This window comes from Alcanivorax sp. 24 (assembly GCF_004360225.1).
Lineage (GTDB): Bacteria > Pseudomonadota > Gammaproteobacteria > Pseudomonadales > Alcanivoracaceae > Alloalcanivorax > Alloalcanivorax xiamenensis.
The window spans coordinates 105,899-126,288 of sequence record NZ_SNUA01000005.1; the positions used below are offsets into that span (position 1 = coordinate 105,899).

14 protein-coding genes are annotated in these 20,390 nt (G+C 64.2%); 2 read left to right on the forward strand and 12 right to left on the reverse strand.

The window, feature by feature from the left end:
* The first annotated feature begins 182 nt into the window (after window positions 1–182).
* Window positions 183–1,985: a beta-ketoacyl synthase gene (locus tag E0L37_RS08755; RefSeq protein WP_133491369.1), complete on the forward strand. Its 1,803-nt coding sequence runs from the start codon at window positions 183–185 to the stop codon at window positions 1,983–1,985.
* A gap of 44 nt (window positions 1,986–2,029) precedes the next feature.
* Here E0L37_RS08755 and E0L37_RS08760 read toward each other — a convergent pair whose 3' ends face one another.
* Window positions 2,030–4,630 (reverse strand): DUF6351 family protein, encoded by a 2,601-nt coding sequence (locus tag E0L37_RS08760; protein WP_133491370.1) that lies wholly within the window; start codon window positions 4,628–4,630, stop codon window positions 2,030–2,032.
* A 254-nt stretch (window positions 4,631–4,884) separates the two neighbouring features.
* On the opposite strand from E0L37_RS08760, the gene E0L37_RS08765 reads away from it, so the two are divergent.
* On the forward strand, window positions 4,885–6,324 hold the full coding sequence (locus tag E0L37_RS08765; RefSeq protein WP_133491371.1) for a phospholipase D family protein: 1,440 nt from the start codon (window positions 4,885–4,887) through the stop codon (window positions 6,322–6,324).
* A gap of 125 nt (window positions 6,325–6,449) precedes the next feature.
* Here E0L37_RS08765 and E0L37_RS08770 read toward each other — a convergent pair whose 3' ends face one another.
* The 11 genes from E0L37_RS08770 to E0L37_RS08820 all read right to left on the reverse strand — a co-directional run bounded on the left by E0L37_RS08770 (window position 6,450) and on the right by E0L37_RS08820 (window position 20,375).
* Window positions 6,450–6,728: a hypothetical protein gene (locus E0L37_RS08770; RefSeq protein WP_133491372.1), complete on the reverse strand. Its 279-nt coding sequence runs from the start codon at window positions 6,726–6,728 to the stop codon at window positions 6,450–6,452.
* Window positions 6,729–6,766: 38 nt separating this feature from the next.
* A complete protein-coding gene (locus E0L37_RS08775) occupies window positions 6,767–7,333 on the reverse strand; it encodes a TIGR00730 family Rossman fold protein (protein WP_133491373.1) in 567 nt (188 codons plus the stop codon).
* 385 nt (window positions 7,334–7,718) lie between these two features.
* The gene (locus E0L37_RS08780; protein ID WP_133491374.1) at window positions 7,719–8,735 is read right to left on the reverse strand and encodes a nitronate monooxygenase; all 1,017 of its coding nucleotides are present in this window, start codon (window positions 8,733–8,735) and stop codon (window positions 7,719–7,721) included.
* Entirely contained in the window at window positions 8,732–10,288 is a 1,557-nt protein-coding gene (locus tag E0L37_RS08785; RefSeq protein WP_133491375.1) for an AMP-binding protein, read from the reverse strand. Before E0L37_RS08785 ends, E0L37_RS08780 begins: the two co-directional genes overlap by 4 nt.
* Before the next feature lie 288 nt (window positions 10,289–10,576).
* Complete coding sequence (locus E0L37_RS08790) at window positions 10,577–12,178, reverse strand: isocitrate lyase (protein ID WP_133491376.1); 1,602 nt, start codon at window positions 12,176–12,178, stop codon at window positions 10,577–10,579.
* A 271-nt stretch (window positions 12,179–12,449) separates the two neighbouring features.
* Window positions 12,450–14,513: a metallophosphoesterase family protein gene (locus E0L37_RS08795; RefSeq protein WP_133491377.1), complete on the reverse strand. Its 2,064-nt coding sequence runs from the start codon at window positions 14,511–14,513 to the stop codon at window positions 12,450–12,452.
* Between the two features lie 227 nt (window positions 14,514–14,740).
* Window positions 14,741–16,321, reverse strand: a complete 1,581-nt coding sequence (prfC, locus tag E0L37_RS08800; protein WP_133491378.1) for a peptide chain release factor 3 — start codon at window positions 16,319–16,321, stop codon at window positions 14,741–14,743.
* 80 nt (window positions 16,322–16,401) lie between these two features.
* On the reverse strand, window positions 16,402–17,097 hold the full coding sequence (locus E0L37_RS08805) for an RNA polymerase sigma factor FliA (protein WP_133491379.1): 696 nt from the start codon (window positions 17,095–17,097) through the stop codon (window positions 16,402–16,404).
* A 397-nt stretch (window positions 17,098–17,494) separates the two neighbouring features.
* On the reverse strand, window positions 17,495–17,887 hold the full coding sequence (locus E0L37_RS08810; RefSeq protein WP_133491380.1) for a flagellar protein FlhE: 393 nt from the start codon (window positions 17,885–17,887) through the stop codon (window positions 17,495–17,497).
* A complete protein-coding gene (locus tag E0L37_RS08815) occupies window positions 17,884–18,333 on the reverse strand; it encodes a hypothetical protein (RefSeq protein WP_133491381.1) in 450 nt (149 codons plus the stop codon). The genes E0L37_RS08810 and E0L37_RS08815 overlap by 4 nt, the downstream gene beginning before the upstream one ends.
* Complete coding sequence (locus E0L37_RS08820) at window positions 18,330–20,375, reverse strand: hypothetical protein (protein WP_133491382.1); 2,046 nt, start codon at window positions 20,373–20,375, stop codon at window positions 18,330–18,332. Before E0L37_RS08820 ends, E0L37_RS08815 begins: the two co-directional genes overlap by 4 nt.
* Window positions 20,376–20,390 lie beyond the last annotated feature (15 nt).

Genomic DNA, 20,390 nt, shown 5'->3' on the forward strand with positions numbered 1-20,390 from the left:
AGACCAAGATTCGCTTTCAAGCAAGCTTCCCACAGTGGCCTCGTGGCACCCTCAATGGAAAGTAGTCAGCCTGCGGAAGTGCCAGCGGTAATATCCCGTTGCAACTCCGGCGGCGGCATTGATACGCAAACGCTATCCTGGGGCCTAGAATTGACCGATTAGTCATCATTCTAGGGAGTACCATGTCCGCCCTGCCCGTCATTACCGCCGTGGGCGGCATCAACGCCGCCGGCCGCACCTCCATGCATCACGGCTTCCGCCGCATGGTGTTCGAAGCGCTGGATGCCCACCGACAACAACAGACTCTGGACAGCCTGTCCGCGCTCACCGGCCTGAGCGATCGCCAGCAACTGCTCAACGCCACTTTGATTCGCGAATTGCCGGAAGCGGTGCGCATCACCATGGCGAGCAACGGCCACAGCGACGCTCCGGTGACTCTGGAGATGCGAAATCTGGATCTGCCCCACCCGCTGCCGGAGGGCTGGCAAGTCACCGAACTGAACCGCCACCGCAGCCGGGTCACTTTGCCCGCCGGTGCCGAACTGCGCGCACCGGCGGCCAGCGCCCGGCGGGTCAGCGCCGCCGGTCAACTGCCCAGCGGTTTCGACCCCGCCACTCTGTACGCTTCACGCAATCATCCCCGCGCCCTGCAAATGGCTATTTACGGTGTCAGTGACGCCTTTGGCATGCTCGGTATTCCCTGGGATCAATTGCGTGGCCGGCTGGCCCCGGACGAGGTCGCGGTGTTCGCCTCCAACGCCATGGCGCAACTGGACGACCATGGTCTCGGCGGCATGATGCGCGCCCCGTCGCTGGGCCAGCGCACCACCTCCAAGCAGTGTCCGCTGGGCCTCGGCGAGATGACCGCCGATTTCATCAACGCCTATGTGCTGCGCAGCCCTGGCGGCACCGGCGGCATGCTCGGCGCCTGCGCCACGTTCCTCTACAACCTGGAACGAGCGATACACGCGATCCGCAACGGCCGCGCCCGGCTGGTGGTGGTGGGCACCAGCGAAGCGCCACTGGTGCCGGAAGTGCTGGAAGGCTATCGCGCCATGGGTGCCCTGGCCGAGGATGAAGCCCTGGCGGCCCTGGATGGCGCCAAACAGGCGGACCTGCGCCGCGCCTGCCGGCCGTTCTCGGACAACTGCGGTTTCACCATGGCGGAATCCGCTCAGTTCGCGGTGGTGATGGACGACAGCCTGGCGCTGGAATTGGGCGCCGATATTCTGGCGTCGGTACCGGATGTGTTCGTTCACGCCGACGGCGCCAAGAAATCCATCTCATCGCCGGGCATTGGCAACTATCTGACCCTGGGCCGCGCCGCTTCCCTGGTGCGTCAGTTGCTGGGCGAGGACGCCCTGCGCAACAACAGTGTGGTGCACGCCCATGGCACCGGCACGCCGCAGAACCGGGTTACCGAATCCCACGTCCTCAATGAAGTGGCCAAGGCGTTCGCCATCCGCGACTGGCCGGTGGCCGCGATCAAAGCCTATGTGGGCCATTCCCTCGGCAGCGCCGGCGGCGACCAGCTGGCGTCCGCGGCGGGCACCTTCCAGGATGGATTACTGCCGGGGATCGCCACCGTGGATCATTTCGCCGCCGATCTGCACGACAGCAATCTGTCGTTCTCCCGCGAGCACCGCGAATTACGGCCCTCGGCGGCGCTGCTCAACTCGAAAGGGTTCGGCGGCAACAACGCCACCGCGGTGATGCTGTCCCCGGACGCCACTCTGGACCTGCTGCGTCGTCGTCATGGCGAGCGCGCTCTGGACAGCTGGCGGGACCGGGTAACCGGCACCCGCGAAGCCGCCGCCGACTACGAACGACGGGCCCTGGCCGGTGAAACCGCGCCGGATTACCACTTCAACGACGGCGTTTTGAGCGGCGATGACCTGAGCATCACCGACCAGGATATCCGTCTGCCCGGTTGGGATCAGGCACTGACCTTCCGCGACGATCCGGGCTTCGACGACTACCGCTGATCAATCGCGGCTCACGAGCCGCGATGGAAGCACCTTCAAACGTCCTACAGCCCCACCCCGAACGCCGGTGACGCCCAACCCTGACGGGAATCGCCGGCGTCGCCGGTGAGCGGCGCGCCGCCGGTGATCACCTGCTCCGCGGTGCCATACTGCAACCAGGTTTCGGTGGGCACCTGCTCCACGCCCGGCTGGCTGTAATCACAAACCCCGTCCGGGAAAATCTCCGCCACCTGCGCGGCGAAGGCGTCCGGATCGGGAATACCGGACAACAGCCCGGAGGGATAGTCCGCCGGGTCCACCGGTTTCAACTGGCATTTGTTGACCAGGGTGGTGATATCGTCACCAGCCACGGTGCGCGGCGTACCGAAGCGGGTCTGCACCACGGTTTGCTGCAATCCGGCGACGATGTCGGTGATCGGGGACAGCAGATCACCGACGATACCCGGCAAACCCAGCGCGCTCAGGTCCAGACCGCACACCTGGGCGGTGACCGCATCCACCACCACGCCCAGTTCCGGCGGCGGCGGTGGCAGCAGGGACAAATCCAGCCCTGGAATCAACGGGTCCGGATACAACAGATTGCCAGTGAACGGCACGATCGGGCCATCGGCGCCCAACAGCGACGATACCGACAGACAACGGTCGCGCGCCTGAATCGGCTTGCGCGCCACCACTTTCTCCTCGATGGTCCCGGGCTCCGGATCGGCCTCGATATCGGACAGCCAGCGGTCCATCACCAGCAACGCCTCGGTGGTGTAGACCGTGTCGCCGGCCAACGGGAAGGCGCCGAACCAGATCACATGATTGTCGGCATGCCCCTGGGTCCTGATCAGCCGCTCACGCATCTGCCAGGAATGGTAGGCGTCGTGGGCCAGCCCCGGGTCCGGGCCGCGCAGATCGATGATCGGCACATTGGCGAGATGTTCGGCGGTATTGATGGCGCCGGTGCGGTAAGCATTACGCAGCGCTTCCGGGTCGGCCCTGGTGCGCTCGGGCTGGTGACGAATGTCCACGTCGAAGCCACCGATCTCCCGGTTCACGGTGAGGAACTGCCCTGGTGTGATGGTGCCGTCGCGCAACGCTTGCAGGCCGTATTGCACCCCCACGTTATCCAGCGGAATACCAGCGAATCCCCGGCCGAGCGCCTGTTCGTTGGCACTCCACACAGACGGTGGCCGGGTGCCGAACTGATTCACCATGTAATCGATCAGACCGCAGCGCAGCCCGTCCGGCTGCTCTTCCGGGTGGTACAGCGGCACCCCGTCCGCCAGCCCCGGACAGTCGTCCTGGGTGGGGTACGCCGAGGGGAAGAACGCCAGATCGGAGACCACCGGATTGAGCGGCAAGTGCCCGTAAAACGCCGACCACTGCAGCGCGGGAAGGGTCCCCGAGGTCAGCAATGAGGTGATCACCGACAGCAGATCCGTGGGGCTCTCCGGCAACTGGTTACCGAAATAACGGCTGAGCAGGTTGTAGTCAGCGAACTGACTGGCGGTGGTCCACACATCCGGATAGGAACACTGCACGATCAGTCCCTGGTAAATACCCGGATAGGCATTGGCGATGTGTTGCTGGGCGATGGCGCCGCCGGAGCAGCCGGTGCCAATGGTGTAGCGCAGCGGCCCGTACTGCTCGACGATGCGCTCCTTGGCCATCATCAACGACTCGGCGGCGGTGACCAGATTGACGTTATGGCCGAGATTGGCCTGGGCGGTGGAAAGCGTAATGAAGCCACGCCCCAGCGCCACGGAAACACTGTCACCCAACAGCATCTCCGCCCCTTCCGGCGCGGTACCGGCGATGTCGCCGTTGGGCGGTTCACCGGGCCCGTAACTGACGCCCACATTGCCGCCATGATGGATCAGCAGCTTGCCATTCCATTGCGGCTGTGGCGCCAGCGCGTTCCAGGGCTGGTCCGGCTGGTACAGCGCCATGATCTGGTAGCGGTCACGGTTGATCACGCCGGTTTCCACGCGAACGATGAACGGCACTGCCACGTCCTGGTCGGTGGTGACCCTGGCGATCTGGTCCGCCGGCGGCGGGTTGTCCGGGTCATAGTCCTGAAAAGCCGCGGGCAGGCCCGGGTTCATCGGATCGAAACCGGTGAGTAGCGCTTGCAGACGATCCGCCGGCACATATTTGAAGCGGTATTCCGCCGGCTGGTTGCAGAAGGCGTCCTCGGCGGCGGCGTTGGTGCAGGTCCAGGGCCCGATCTGCGGCCCCGAGAACACGGGCCCGCCAATCGGGTGGTTGACCAGGGAACGTTGCAGCAGCGAGCCGTCCGCCAGCGTCACGGTGACGGTGTTCCCGCCTTCCGCCAGGCCGGTAATCAAACCGCTCAGGGTGTCGCCGGTGCGCTGGAGATCAGCCCCGGCATCCTGCCCGCCCACGCTGACACGGGCGCCTTCCAGCAAGGCGGGCTCCTCCACCACGATGTTGATCAGGGCGTCACCGCCGCTGATCAGATCGGCGCGGTTGGACAGCACCTGGATCTCACCGTCCGCCCACACCGTTTCCCCCGGCTCATCCGGTCCCCCGGGGTTGGGGGACGGGGCAGGATCACCGGAAGACGAGGACCCTGAACCGCCACACGCGGCCAGGAGCAAACACAGACCATAAAGTCCGATCAAGAACAGCCGTTTCATTATTATTCTCCGTTTTCAGTCCCGGCCGATGCCGGGTTTTCCCCGATTGTTATCCCAACGGGGGTGAAAACACTGTTGGCTGGCGGTTGCCGGAGCGTTAACCAAACCGTCATTTTTTTCACAACATGTACGAAGGTGCCATTATCCCTTGCACCGTCGAATCACGCCGTCCGCCTTGACCCGCCGCCGCCCTCCCCGCGAATATCAGCGGTCGGCCACGTTCCGGCTGCTCCCTACTTGCGACAGGAAACACTATGAAGCCATGGAAAAAAGCACTGCTGACGGTGCTGGTGCTGCTCATCGCGATAGCGATCTGGCAACGCTACAAGCCTCTGCCGGAAGGCGTCGGCGAAGCCGGACCACCACGTTCCGCCCACCAGGTGGCGCTGCTGGTGGACGACACCTGGAGCGACGCGCAAGGGGATCGCCATTTTGATCAGGCCATCTTCGACGAGTATTTCCGCTTGATCGGCCAGGCCCGCAAGCTGGTGGTGGTGGATATGTTCCTGTTCAACACCTTCGCCGGAGACAGCGGCAGCGCTCATCGGCCGCTCAGTGAGCAACTCACTGAAGCGTTGCTGGCCCGGCACCAAGCGGTGCCCGGGCTGCGTGTGCTGGTCATCACCGATCCCTTCAACACGCTCTATGGCGGTGTCCAGGCACCCCAGTTGGAACGCCTGCGCGAAGCCGGCATTCCGGTGGTGTTCACCAGTCTGCCCCGGCTGCGAGACTCCAACCCAAGCTGGTCGGCGCCGTGGCGGGTATGTTGTCAGTGGTTCGGCAATAGTGCCGGCGGTGGTTGGCTACCCAATCCCACCGGCGGAGACGAGGTGACCTTGAGGACCTATTTGAGCCTGCTCAACTTCAAAGCCAATCACCGCAAGACCCTGGTGGTGGATGAGGGCGACGATTGGACCGCTCTGGTCACCTCGGCGAATGCCCACGACGCCAGCAGTGCCCACTCCAATATTGCTCTGCGCTTCAGCGGCGCGGTGGCGCTCGACGTGCTGCACTCGGAACTGGCGGTGGCGCGTTGGTCCGGTGCCGAAGTGGGCGGGGACTGGCCGGCGGCGCCCTCGAAAACCGGCGACGACGCCCTGCCCCATTTACGCTTGCTCACCGAAGGTGCCATCCGCGATGCCCTGCTGGCCACCGTGAGCGAAGCCCGCCAGGGCGAGCAGTTGGATGTCGGCGTATTTTATTTGTCCCACCGGCGTCTGGTGAGAGCTCTCGCCGAAGCGCAACAGCGGGGCGTACGGGTACGTCTGCTGCTGGACCCGAACAAGGATGCCTTCGGCCGTGAGAAAAACGGTGTGCCCAACCGTCAGGTAGCCTGGGAACTGCATGACGCCGGCGCCGCGGTGCGCTGGTGCGCCACCACCGGGGAGCAATGCCATACCAAGATGTTGCTGCGTTTCCCAGCGGCGGACAGCGACCGGCCGGCGCGGCTGATCCTCGGCTCCGCCAACTACACCCGGCGCAACCTGGATAATCTGAATCTGGAAACCAGCGTGGAATGGGTGGCCGGGACCGATGATCCGGTGATCAGCGAAGCGCGGAGCACCTTTGAACGACGTTGGAGCAACCCGGACGACATGCTGTTCAGCCTGCCCTACGAGGCCTACGAGGACACCTCGTACTGGCGCGTGGCGCTGTATCGGATCATGGAGTTCACCGGCTGGTCGACGTTCTGAACGAGGGGCGTCCCCCATTCGCTGCTAAAGCAGCTTCCCACAGCGGCTTCGTGGCACCGGCTGTGGGAAGCTGCTTTAGCAGCGAATGGGGGACACCGGCGGCCTGTCATTTTTCTATTAAACGTCTAGCGTCCGGCTCTTACCGCCTTCACCGCCACCAGACCATTAATCCCCCAGGCCAGCGCCAGCAGCAACGGCAAGGCCAGGGTCGCTTCGGATTCCGGCAGCAATGATGTGCCCGGCAGCTGACACAGGAACAGCACCGATTCCAACACCGCCAGCAGCAGCGGCGCGGCGATGGCCGCTGGACGATGCAGCTCCACATGCAGATAGTGCAGCATGGTCCGGCCAGCGGAGAGCGCCAGCCATATGATGATCAAACCACCGGCAAGCACCGCCATCATCGACAGGTCTCCTGGTCAGATTGCATTTCCGCCATGGCTTACTGCTTCTCCCATTTCGCCACCGGCGCCTGGTAATCGGCGAACGCCGCCACCAGGACTTCGGGGTCCGCGTCCACGGTCAACATTTCCCGGTAGGCGGGTTTCATGAAGCCCTGGTCCACCATGTGTTCAAGAAAGCCGATCAGGCCATCGTAATAACCGATCACGTTGAAGAAACCACAGGGCTTATGATGGTAGCCCAGCTGCGCCCAGGTCCACACCTCGAAGATTTCCTCCAGGGTACCGGCGCCGCCGGGCATGGCGATGAAACCGTCCGCCAGCTCCGCCATCATCGCCTTGCGCTGATGCATGTTCTCCACCACGTGCAACTCGGTGATACCGGTGTGCTGGATTTCCCGGTCCTTGAGCGCCTGGGGAATCACTCCGATAACCTCGCCGCCGGCCTCCAGGACCGCATCGGCGATGACGCCCATCAGCCCGACCCGGCCACCGCCATAGACCAGACCATGCCCCTGCGCCACCAGCGCCCGGGCCAGCGCCCGCGCCTGTTGTTCATAGATGGGATCGACACCGGAACTGGAACCGCAAAACACCGCAATGTTCATTACTACTCCGTTTGACTATCGAACAATCCTGTCAGGCCCTGACTATTGACCAACCGGGACAAACCGGCCACAACAGTAAGCATGATCAGAGCAAGGTACCAGAATGAACGACGATGATCGCAAAGAAATGAAGGGCCGTAACCGTGCCGCGGCTACGTCTCGCCCCAACGACGCGTCTGTGCCTGACCTGCGCCGGGTCTCGGCAAGGGGGAATGTGAAGGCACCACGACCGATCGGCCATCGCACCGTTCGCTGGCACTCTCTATTCGCGAGCAAGCTCGCTTCCCACACGGGACTGCGAAGTCACTGTGGGAAGCTGCCTTGGCAGCGAATGGCGTACCAGCGCGTTGCGTGTAAGCGTGCGAGCGAACCGTGGACGGCCGTGCTACCCGCAAGACCGGCCCTCTGATCCATTGCTGCTCGAGTCCAGCAACGACAAGGTTTCCGCCTGCGCCCGCCGGTATTCTTGCACGGTTCTCGCTACCAGCTCGGTCACCGACGGCACCCCGGAGACACCGGATACCGAATGTCCGGCGCTCCATACGTCCACCCAGCGTTTCGGCCCGGGGCTGTCGGAGCCGCCACCGTACAGGGCCGCGGCCCGCTCCTCGGTCATGTCGATGGGCAGGTTGTCCGGGTCCAGCCCGGCGGCGATCACCGAGGGACGCAAAGTATTGGTCTCCAGGCCGGTGAAGGCGCGGCTGAGCATGATGTCATCCAGGCGGGAATCCACCAGCATCCGTTTATAACCCTCCGCCGCCAGGCTTTCCCGGGTGGCGATGAATTTGGTGCCCATATACCCCAGATCACAGCCCAGGGTACGGGCCGCCCACAACGCCTGCCCGTCGCCGATGCCACCAGCCAGCACCAGCGGCCCGTCGAACATCGCCCGCACCGCGCGGACGAAGGCAAAACCGTTGGCCCAACCGGTTTGCCCGCCGGCACCGGCGGTGAGCAAAATCAGCCCATCGGCACCAGCGGCAATGGCTTTCTCGGCGTGACGAACATTGGCCACATCGGCGAACACCAGGCAACCGATGTCGTGCAACGGGCCGATCACCGGCTGCGGCTCGCCAACGCTGGTGATCACCATTTCCACTTTGTGCTTCAGCAAGCAGGCCAGTTCTTCCTTCAGGCTCCGCCGCCGCATGATCAGGTTGGGACAGAACGGCGCGTCCTCGGGCGTCAGCGCGGCACCGATTTCACACAACCAGCGGTCGTACTCTTCCACCGTGCGGCAGTTGGCGGTGGGAAAGGAACCGATCACGCCCTGACGGCAGGCGGCGATCACCAGTTCCGGCCCGGAAACCCGGAACATGGGCGCGGCGATCAGCGGCAAACGCAGCCGGCGCGCAATAGAAGACGATAATCCCGTGGTGGTGTTCGGCGTCACGCTGTTCATCCTATCTGTCGGCTCTGGCCGGCCCAGTAACGGGCCCGCAGCGCTTTCTTGTCGATCTTGCCCAGGCTGGTCAACGGCAGGGCATCGACGAACTCGAGTTTCTTTGGAGCGTGGGCGGCGCCTTTCAGATCCTTGACCTGCTGGATCAGAGTCCGCGCTGTTACCTGCTCCCCAGGGTGGCAAACCACGATGGCGGTGACCGCTTCGCCCCAGCGCGGATCCGGCACGCCGATCACCGCCGCCATGGCCACCGCCGGATGAGCGCTGAGCGCGTCTTCCACCGCGCGGGTGTAAACGTTGAAACCACCGGTGACGATCATGTCCTTCTTACGGTCCACGATGTACAGGCGGCCCTGTTCGTCGGCCCGCGCCACATCCCCGGTATGCAGCCAGCCGAATTGCATCGCCTCTTCGGTTTGCTCCGGCTGGTTCCAGTAGCCTTCCATCATCGACGGACCGCGCACGCAGATCTCCCCGGCTTCGCCAAGCGGCACCGCCCTGCCCTCGTCATCCAGCAGAGCGATCCGGTTGGATGTCACCGGAAAGCCGCAGGACGCCAACCACTGTGGCTGGGCCCGGTCATGATCTTCCTTCGGCAGATAGGTGATCGGATAGCATTCGGTCTGCCCGAACAGCTGCGCGAACACCGGACCGATCCGCTCCATGCCCTCCGCCAGCCGGGCCGGCGACATCGGCGATGCGCCGTACAACAGCGACTCCAGGGACGACAGATCCGTCTTCGCCAGACGGGTGTCGTCCAGCAGGCTGTAGAGCATGGTCGGCACCATCAAGGTGACGTTGATCCGCCGCCGCTCGATCGCCGCCAGTACCTCGCCGCTATCAAAACCGTGCATCAGGTGTACACAGCCGCCCCGGATCAACGTCGGCAAAACCTTGGTGCCGGACACATGGCTGACCGGCGCCACCGCCAGATAATAGGGCCGGCGCGGCAGCTCGAAATCCGCCAGGATCGCCACGGCGGAAGCCACCAGCGCCCGATGGCGGCGAAACGCGCCCTTGGCGCGCCCGGTGGTGCCACCGGTGTAGTTCAGGGTGGCGATATCACCGGCGTGGGCCAGATCGCGGGCCGTCGCCGCGCCGGCCCGTTCCACGGCCCGACTCAAATCAATGCCGTACTCCGCCGCCGTCAGGGTAAAGGTGGTCATTCCCGGCCGGGTCGACAACGCCACGCCGACCTCGCCGAACGCTTCGGCATCCGCCACCAGGAAGGCGGCGCCGCAGTCCTCCAGCTGGAACTGATGGTCCGACAACGCCCCCTTGGGATGCAAAGCGGTGGTGGCCGCGCCGCAAAGTTGAGCGGCGACCCCGGCGCACCAGCCATCGGCCCGGTTGGCGCTGAGCACGGCGACCCGGTCGCCGCGTTGCAGGCCGTGCTCCAGAAAGACCTTCTGGATGCGGCCGATCAGGTCGGCGACGCCGCGATAGCTGAGTTCTCCGCCCTCCCAGGTGAAGGCGGTGCGGTCCGGATAACGTGCCAGCGCACGCAGGACAAGCGTGCCCAACGTCAGACCCACATCGTGAGCGTCTTGCATCTCGGCTCCTTGCATCGGATGTTGTTGTTCTGATATCACGGGGCGCTGCCCACGCTTTTATGAGGGTTCCAGCATCATCCGCCCGGGGAGCGGGCCGGGACAATCGCCGATCACGCCAGATCCATTGACGAAAACGGTCATGGTGACAGGAACGCGAGACATGAATTCAGGGGTAGCCACAAGGCTGCCGCGGGAGCTTGTAGCGCGATCCGCAGGCTAATTCCGTCAAACAAAAAAGGCGGGCCCGAGGGCCCGCCTTTTCCAGACTTACCTGAGTAGGATCGAGACTTAGATGTTCTCGAACTGACCCATGGTGTTGTCTTTACCACCGGCTTTCAGCGCGGCTTCACCAGAGAAGTACTCTTTGTGGTCATCACCGATGTTGGAACCGGCCATGTCCTGGTGCTTCACGGTGGCAACGCCTTCGCGGATCTCGCGGCGCTGTACGCCGGCCACATAGGCCAGCATGCCTTCGTCGCCGAAGTAACCCTTGGCCAGCTGATCGGTGGACAGAGCAGCGGTGTGGTAGGTCGGCAGGGTGATCAGGTGGTGGAAGATACCCGCTTCGCGAGAAGCATCGCGCTGGAAGTTCTGAGTCCACTGATCGGCCAGTTGAGCCAGCTCGGTGCCGTCGTAATCGGCGCTCATCAAGCGGTCGCGGTCGTAAGCGGACACGTCCTTGCCTTCCTTCTCCCAAGCGTCGAACACTTGCTGACGGAAGTTCAGGGTCCAGTTGAAGGACGGGCTGTTGTTGTAAACCAGCTTGGCGTCCGGCACTACTTCACGGATACGGTTAACCATTTCCGCGATCTGGCCAACGTGCGGCTTCTCGGTTTCGATCCACAGCAGATCGGCGCCGTTCTGCAGGCTGGTGATACAGTCCAGAACCACCCGGTCAATACCGGAGCCGGCTTTGAACTGGAACAGGCCGGAAGCCAGACGCTTCGGCTTGAGCAGCTTGCCGTTGGACTTGATGACAACGTCGCCGTTGTTGATCTGGGACGCGTCGTCGATGTACTCGCCATCCAGGAACGCGTTGTACTGGTCGCCCAGGTCGCCCGGCTCGTTGGTCACGGCGATCTGCTTGGTCAGGCCAGCGCCCAGGGAGTCGGTACGGGCAACGATGACACCGTCGTCAACGCCCAGCTCGAGGAAGGCGTAACGCACAGCGTTGATTTTGGCCAGGAAGTCGGCGTGGGGAACGGTCACTTTACCGTCCTGGTGACCACACTGCTTCTCATCGGAAACCTGGTTCTCGATCTGGATGCAGCAAGCACCGGCTTCGATCAGTTGCTTGGCCATCAGATAGGTGGCTTCCGGGTTACCGAAGCCAGCATCGATATCGGCGATGATCGGCACAACGTGGGTTTCGAAGTTGTCGATCTGGCTGATGATTTCGGCTTTTTTTGCTTCGTCACCAGCGGCTTTGGCGTCGTCCAGGGCACGGAACAGGTGGTTCAGTTCCCAGGCATCGGCTTGCTTGAGGAAGGTGTACAGTTCGCGGATCAGATCGGCGACCGCGGTCTTCTCATGCATGGACTGATCGGGCAGCGGACCGAATTCGGAACGCAGCGCGGCAACCATCCAGCCGGACAGGTACAGGTACCGGCCTTTGGTGCTGCCGAAGTGCTTCTTGATGGAAATCATCTTCTGCTGACCGATGAAACCGTGCCAGCAACCCAGGGACTGGGTGTACTTGGAGGAGTCCGCATCGTAGGCCGCCATGTCTTCGCGCATGATCTTGGCGTTGTACTTGGCGATGTCCAGATGCGTTTTGAAGCGGTTTTGCAGGCGCATGCGAACAGCGGATTCCGGGTTGATGTCGTGCCAGGTGTTGTTGGCACCAACCACGGAGCTCAGTGCTTCGATCTCTTTGAGGTACTGTGACATGGTCAATCCTTGTCGATAGAAGAATGAACACCGAAGCCGCCGGTCATGCAGGGAAAAGGGTCCCTACCCGACGCCGGCTACCGATGGCGCGCATTCTAGGGGGCCCTCACCCATAAAAACAATCAATATGGGTTATACCCAATATTTCTCTGGTGAATGATGGTGGCAAACCGCGAAAAGGCCCGGAAACGCCGCGCCGGCGGAGGCCGGCGCGACCGGATGGTCAGCCTTTTCGGGGCGCCGGCCGGGGTTTTCCGGCCACTCGCCGCGCTCAGCCCCGGGGCCGGCGGCGCCGGAGCAGCAAAGCCCCGGCCAGCAGTAGACCCGGCCCCCAACTTCCGCCACCGGATCCCCCTCCGGATGCGGGCGGCTCCGGCTCGGGGTCCACCGGCTCTTCCTCATCCACCGGGGTCTTCTCCACCGTGAAAGCATCCACCACGGTGCCATCCACATCATAGGCCCGGTACCGCAGTTCTCCGCCGTCCACATCAATGACCTGATAAGTGGCCAGATCCGCGATCATGACCGCCGGCTCCACCCCGTATTTCTCCTGGAAACCGCCTACTTCATAGAACTTGGTGCCGGAATTGGCCACCAGGTACACCGTGCCCTCGCCTTCGGGGACCACCTCTCCGCCCTTCATCGGCTGGGTGCGCAGATAGGCATGGGTGTGCCCCTGCAGCATCAAATCCACGCCGTGGCGGTCCAGTACCGGCAGGAAAGCCTCGCGCAATTCCGGCTCGTCCTGAGTCGGACGGGAGCCGTAGATGGGCTGGTGGATGGCGACGAATTTCCAGGTGCTATCCGCCTGGGCCAGTTGCTGATCCAGCCAGGCCGCCTGCCTGGCCAACTCATCCTCGCCCTTGAGACTGCCGTCGACGATGGCGAAGAAGGCGTCGCCGTAACGGAAGCTGTAGAGACGCTCCTCCATGCCCCGTGGGCCGTTCTCCGGCAGCATGAACTGGTCCAGATAGAGAGTCGGTTCCTGGCCGTTGTATTCGTGGTTACCCAGCACCGGCACCAGTGGCTGTTCCGAATACACCCCTTCGCTGGCGTGAAAAAACGCGTCCCAGTCGTCCCGTTCCGGCCCGCGATTGACCATGTCGCCGGTCATCACGATAAAGCGGGCGTTGGGCGTGTATTCATAGGCCCGACGCACCAGCGGTTCCCACTCCTCGAAGCCGTGCTGCACGTCGCCCATATAGATGAAGGAAAAGGCCTCCGGATCAGCCGGATCGGTGGTGAACTCCCGCGGCGCGCTCCAGCCGCCATCCTCGCCGTTACCCACGGCATAGACATAGGTGGTGGCCGATTTCAGGTCACGCAGGGGAACGATATGCCGGTTCACCACCGGATCATTGCCCGGCTCCGGGCGCAGCTCCAGCAAGCCACCGGGGTAATCGTCCAGCGTGTCGTACTCGGCCAGAATGTCCTCCCGAGGCGAATCAATCACCACCGGCCCCCCGGAGGAGGCCGACAGATACTCATCACCAGCATCGAAGCCGGTAAAGCGGCTTTTCTCCTGGAACAGGACCTTGCCGGCGCCTTCCGTGCGACCGGTACGCCATTGCACCACCGCGGATGTGGCCGGGTCATCACCCAACGTCAACACCACCTGATCCGGCCTCGCGGTGGACGGGTACGGCGTGATGTTGGCGAATCGGATCAACTGGCCATCGTTGCGGCGAGTCCTTAGCAGTTGCACGGACTGCTGCCCCACCAGTTGCTCCGGCAGTTCGATAAAGTAACGGCTTTCCTCATCGGCCCAGGCCGGGCGCTCCAGCGCCACGGTGTCCAGGCCGAAGGACGGGTGATAGAGATCGCTGATAACCAGCTCCGCCGTCGCGTCCACCGGCGCCACCGCGATGGCGTAGGACTCGATGCTGCCATTGGAATCGCCGTCGATGATGCCGTTCACGCCCAGCCCCACCTCGCCGGCGGGAAACCTCGCCTGCCATACTTCCCACTCGGTCTCATGGCGAATGCGCGCCTTCAGATCGGTCTTCTCGAACCCCAGATCCGACAGCCAGAACTGTTCCGCCGGCCACGGATCCCGCATCACCGAAACCACCACCGGCACGTTCACGGTGAAGCGAACGAAGTCGGTGCCGAGGATATGACGCTCTCCGGCGGAAATATTGTCGAGCACCTGATCCGGCGTCATCGACTGCAACTCTTCGGTACTGAACTGCTCAAGAAAGCGTTGCTGAATTTCAAATACAGTATCCCGAACCGTGGGATTCGGAGCGGACTGCGCCGACACCAGCGACGGCATCGACAACAGCAGAATCAGAAACACCCGGACCAGACGGCCGGGGCGAGAAGAAAAAAACATGACTGTGCTCCCCGATGTTATTGATGCTATGGAAGCGCCCCCAAAAGGTTCCCGGCGGCATCACGGCGATCGTTGCCGCGATGGCCCATGGAATGGTCGCCGGGGCGGAGATAACGGCAAAGGCGCTGGGGGAGGAGCCTAGGTCCCCGTTGTTGCAAAGCGGGGACCGGCGGGTTTCAGTCTGTTTAAAATTCGTACGGTGACGGTGTCCAGGGAAGTCCGGGAGATCAAATCTCCCGGGTTTCCAGGAAACGGATTTCCGGGTGCCGTTCCTCGGTGAGTTGCAGGTTGACCCGTGTCGGCGCCAGGTAGGTCAGATGGCCGGCCCCGTCACGGGCCAGGTTGTCGTAGGCTTTGCGCTCGAACAACGCCAGTTCGCGTTCGCTGTCCGCTTCCATCCAGCGGGCGGTGGTGACGTTGACCGGCTCGTACCGACATTCCACGCCGTACTCGGCCTTCAGACGAGCCGCCACCACGTCGAACTGCAGCGTTCCCACCGCGCCCAGCACCACGTCATTGTTACGCAGCGGGAAGAACACCTGGGTGGCGCCCTCTTCCGCAAGCTGGGTGAGGCCCTTATGGAGCTGCTTGCTCTTCAGCGGATCATTCAGCACCACCCGGCGGAACAGTTCCGGCGCGAAGTGCGGGATACCGGTGAAGCGCAGATCCTCGCCCTCGGTAAAAGTGTCACCGATCTGGATGGTGCCGTGGTTGTGCAGGCCGATGATGTCACCGGCGAACGCTTCCTCCACGTTGTCCCTCTCTCCGGCCAGGAACGTCAGCGCATCGGAGATGCGCACTTCCTTGCCGGTACGGCATTGCTTGAGCTTGATGCCCTTCTGATACTTGCCGGAGCAGATGCGCATGAAGGCGATCCGGTCCCGGTGACGCGGGTCCATATTGGCCTGGATCTTGAAAACGAAGCCGGTCATCTTCGGCTCCTCCGCTTCCACCTTGCGCTCCACCGCCACCCGGGGTTGCGGTGCCGGCGCCCATTTCACCAGGCCATCAAGCATGTGATCGACGCCGAAGTTGCCCAGCGCGGTACCAAAGAACACCGGCGTCAGCCGGCCGTCCAGAAACCGCTCCAGATCGAAATCGTGGCTGGCGCCGCGCACCAGTTCCAGCATGTCACGCAGTTCCTGGGCGTAGTCCGCCCCCACCGCCTGATCCAGTTCCGGACTATTCAGACCCTGGATTTCACGCACGTCCTGGATGGTGTGCCCCTGGCCGGTTTTATACAGAACGGTGGTATCGCGCAGCAGGTTGTAGACGCCCTTGAAGCTCTTGCCCATGCCGATCGGCCAGGTCACCGGGGCGCACTCGATATTGAGCACGTCCTCGATCTCGTCCAGCACCTCGATGGGATCGCGCACGTCGCGGTCCAGCTTGTTGATGAAGGTGAGGATCGGCGTGTCGCGCAGCCGGCACACTTCCATCAGCTTGACGGTCCTCTCCTCCACGCCCTTGGCGGCATCAATCACCATCAAGGCGGCATCCACCGCGGTCAGGGTGCGATAGGTGTCCTCGGAGAAATCCGCGTGCCCCGGCGTGTCGAGCAGGTTGACCATGGCGTCCTGGTAAGGGAACTGCATCACCGAGGTGGTCACGGAAATCCCCCGCTCCTTCTCCATCTCCATCCAGTCGGAGGTGGCGTGGCGGCCGGATTTCTTCCCCTTCACCGTACCCGCCAGCTGGATTTGATTTCCGTACAGCAGCAGCTTCTCGGTAATGGTGGTCTTACCGGCATCCGGGTGGGAGATGATGGCGAAAGTGCGCCGTTTGTGGATTTCGTCGATGGGCTTCATAGCGATCTCGGTCTGCGTCGGCGCGCATTGTAGCGCCGACGGGCCGCTTCGTGTAGGAAGCCGCGCGAGCCGGGCGGGAATCAGCTCAAACGGCCGCGCAACCGGCTCACCGCTTGGCTGTGCAACTGACACACCCGGGATTCGGTGACGCCCAGCACGGCGCCGATTTCCTTGAGGTTGAGATCTTCCTGGTAATACAACCCGATCAGCAGTTTTTCCCGATCCGGCAGCGATTCAATGGCGGCAATCAGGCGATCGCGCTGCTGCCCGTCCAGCAGAGCGCTGAACGGGTCCGGCGGGCCGTTGCCGCCAGCGTCCGGTTCGCCCTGTTCGGCGACAATGTCCTCGAACGGCAGCAACAAGCCGCTGTTGGTATCGCTGAGTAGCCGCCGGTAGTCCTCCAGGCCCATGCCCATCTCCGCCGCCACCTCCCGCTCTTGGGGGGCGCGGCCGAGACGCTGCTCGAGCCGGTGCATGCACCGGTCCAGCTCCCGCGCATGGCGGCGCACGCTGCGCGGCAACCAGTCGCGTGAACGCAGTTCATCGATCATGGCGCCACGAATACGCTGGCTGGCGAAGGTGGAGAAACTGGCGCCGGCGTTGGGGTCATAGCGGCGCAGGGCGTCAAGCAGACCGACGGTGCCGGCCTGGATCAGATCATCCAGTTCAATACTGGCAGGCAGCTTGACCTGCAGCGCCAGCGCCTGGCGCCGCACTGCCGGCAGGTGCTCTTCCAGCAGTGCCTGTTGGTCGATTTTCCCTTGAGCGGTGTACATGCCCTGTCCTCAACAGCGCCCCATCGGCGTCCGCACTGATCACCCCGAATCGTGGGAGTCCTCCCATTATTCGCTTCCATGACCATGGCCATGCCCGGAAAAGACGGCATTGTTGGGGGTTATTCCGGCGACTGGCGGGGACCGGGAGCTGGCTTACATGCAACACGCTTGCACGCTAAGCCTGAAAGCCTGATTGTCAGCCCTGGAGACATGAATTCGCGCTGTATTCGCTGGCAAGCCAGCTTCCCACAGCTGCTTCGTAGCGCTCTTTGTGGGAGCGGCCTTGGCCGCGAATCGGGGTGTTAGCGTGCAAGCGTGCTGGCGAACTGTGGGACGGCATTGGTCCTCTTCATAATTGGTCCTCTTCATACCGGAAAGGACCACGATGGGGTTGAGATCAATAATTGACCAGAACCTGAATGTCGGTGACCGTCACCGCGCGGCGCTCCCCATCGGGCAATTGAAAACGGAACGACAGCGGCGACCACGCCGGCCCCTGTAACGCTTCGCTGATCCCCCGGTTGCCGGATAGCGGCAGGCAGCGGTCGCCCTGACACAGCCAGGCGCGCAACGAACGCCCCGGCGGCGTGCTGTAGCGCCAGCGCACTTTCTGGATGTAGTTGCCGCGCGCGGCGGCGTCCCCGGGTGGCAGCAGCGCCTCGCTGTGATAGAGCCGCCCCGGCACCGCCACCCGCACCGACGGTGCCTCGGCGCTCCAACTGCCCGGCGCCGCTGGCGCCAGCCACGGCCACAGCAGGCTCATCCACAGCAGCCCGCGCAGCAGTGTCATGGCGCCAGCACCACCAGCTCGGTGTCGAGAAAGCGCCGGGCCGCCTGTTGCAGGTTGTCCAGCAGCCCGCGCCGTTGCAGCCGGGGCGGGTGCAGCGCCAGCAATCGTCGCGGCCCGTGCTGACGCCGCACCGATTCCAGACAGCTCAGGGCCCGGCGCAGACCGGCACCATCCGGCTCCACCCACAGCGCCCAGCGGGGTTCACGCCGGGCACTGGCCGGCACCGGCAAAGCCGGAGACAATGGCACGATTCGCCAATCCTGCGCCGCCCCGACCCAGCGCCAGCCGCAGCCCGCCCAATGTTCCAGTACCGCCCGGGTCCGCCGGCCGGCCTGGGCCGGTAGCGGAGCGCCCACCACCACCAGGGTCGGTCCGACGCTTCGCGAACGCGTGGCGGCCCAGTCCCGCAGGCCGGCGGCCTGATCCGCCCCGGGTAAAGCGGTCATGACGCCCTCATCAGACGCAGGGCGTCATGGGTGCGGATCACATGCAGCAACGCCGTCAACAACCGCTCCGGCGTACGCCGGCGACGTGGTCCGAGTAAGCCCAGGACCCGGCCGCGAGTCGCCACCGCCCAGTCGCTCTGTTCCTCGTCGAGACGGCAGGCCAGAGCCGCCAGTCCGGCGGCGGCGGAACGATAAGACGCGTGATGGGAAGAAGGTGAAGAATCGCCCGACGACAAAGCGGCGCTCTCCGACAGTTCCCGCAAGGCCCGCTGGCCGAGCCCGGCCACCGCCTGCCCCCGCCACAACGCCAGCAAATGCGGCCGCGCCCGCGACAGATCCCAATCATTCGGCAACAGCGCATAACGCCAGCCGCGCACCCGATCGGTCTCGGGATCCCGCGCTTGCAGGAACCAGGCACGGACCAGTCCGCTGTACCGGCGGCCGCACGCCGCCGCCACCGGCAAGGCACGCAGGCTGACCCGCAACGTGCGCCCCTTCCGCCGCAACAGCGCCTCCCCCTGCTCCGGCGCCTGCTCGCGCAGCGCCCACAAGGGCTGAAGGTCGCCGTGGTAGCGCACCCGCGCCTGTGCCGACACCGTGGCCAGCCAGGGCAGACCCTGGCGATCCAGCCACCGCCAGTTGGTGGCCCCGGGCACCCCGGAGAACACTGGCATCAGCGACGGGTAATGGCGGCGGCACCATTGCAGACAGCGAATACGGGACGCCTGTTCCGGCGGCCACAGCGGCCAGGCCTCGCCCTCCTTGCCCAGCACCAGGGCGGCCTCATCCCGCGCCACCGGCCAGAACAGCCAGCCGGCCTCATCGCTCGGTGGCAGCGGTGGCTGCCGCTGCCATTGCCCCGCCAGCGCCTGTTCCAGCCAGGAGAAGCCGGGCACCTCGCGACGCAGGACGGCGAGGGTATTCACCAGGGTTCCGGTCTGGGCCAATGGATTGAACGGCAGCGTGCCGCCGGTCCGGCAGTCGCCCTGATTCAACGCTTGCCGGACCAGTTCGGCACCGTCCAGAGGGGCCAGATCTTCCGGCACCCGTTGGCCATCACATTGGAACCAGGGCCGCAGTCCCTGACCGATCACCACGTCCAGCAACGGCGCCATACGGGCCGCTTCATCGCTCTTGGTGATGATGACATCGTCCAGCGTCATCCCGGCTTGCCGCGCGGCACGGCGATAGTGAGTGCTGACCTCGTCCAGGGTCTCCGCCTGGCTGGCCGCGTTCAGCAACAGCACGGCCCGGGTGCTGCGCGCGCCACCCACCAGAGGCGCGAACCCTTCCGCCAGACGTTCATCGCGCTGTCCCAGCCCCACCGTGTCGATGATCACCAGACGCTTGTCGTTCAAGACTCCCGCCAGCGACGCCAGCGTGCGCCCCGGTGACAGTGGATGCAGCTCCACGCCGAGCAGTTCCGCGTAAACACGCAATTGGTCCCGGGCCGCCACCCGGTAGCCGTCGGCACTGACCAGGGCGACCTGATCCGCCCCCCAGCGCATGGCGTAATGCGACGCCAGCTTGCCGACGGTGGTGGTTTTGCCGACGCCGGTGGGGCCCACCAACGCCAGGACGCCGCCTTCGGCCAATTTGTCCCAGGGCCGCGCCTGGGCGTTGAGGCGGCGCGCCAGTTGTTGTTCCACCCAGGCGCGGGCGGCATCGCCCTCACCCGCTTCTTCCGGCAGCCCCGTCAGCACATCGGTGATCAGAGCGGCACTGAAACCAGCGCCGCGAAGCGTCGCCGCCAACGGCGAATCGGCGGCGCCCTCGCCACGCTCCCGGCGCCGCAACAGCGCCCGTAGTGTTTCCACTTCCTTCAGCAACAACCGGCTGACATCAGCGTCGCCTTCCGCCATCGGCAGGGCCTCGCCGGAAGGCGGAGACGCGGGGGTGTCTTCCCCCTCGCGCAGGGCGACCAGCTCCACGCCACCGGGCACCTGGCGGTTGGCCACGATCAGGGCATCGTCACCCAGGGCCTCACGGACCCGGCGCATGGCCTCGCGCTGCGTCGGCGCGACAAAACGATGAACACTCATGCCGCTTTTCCTTTA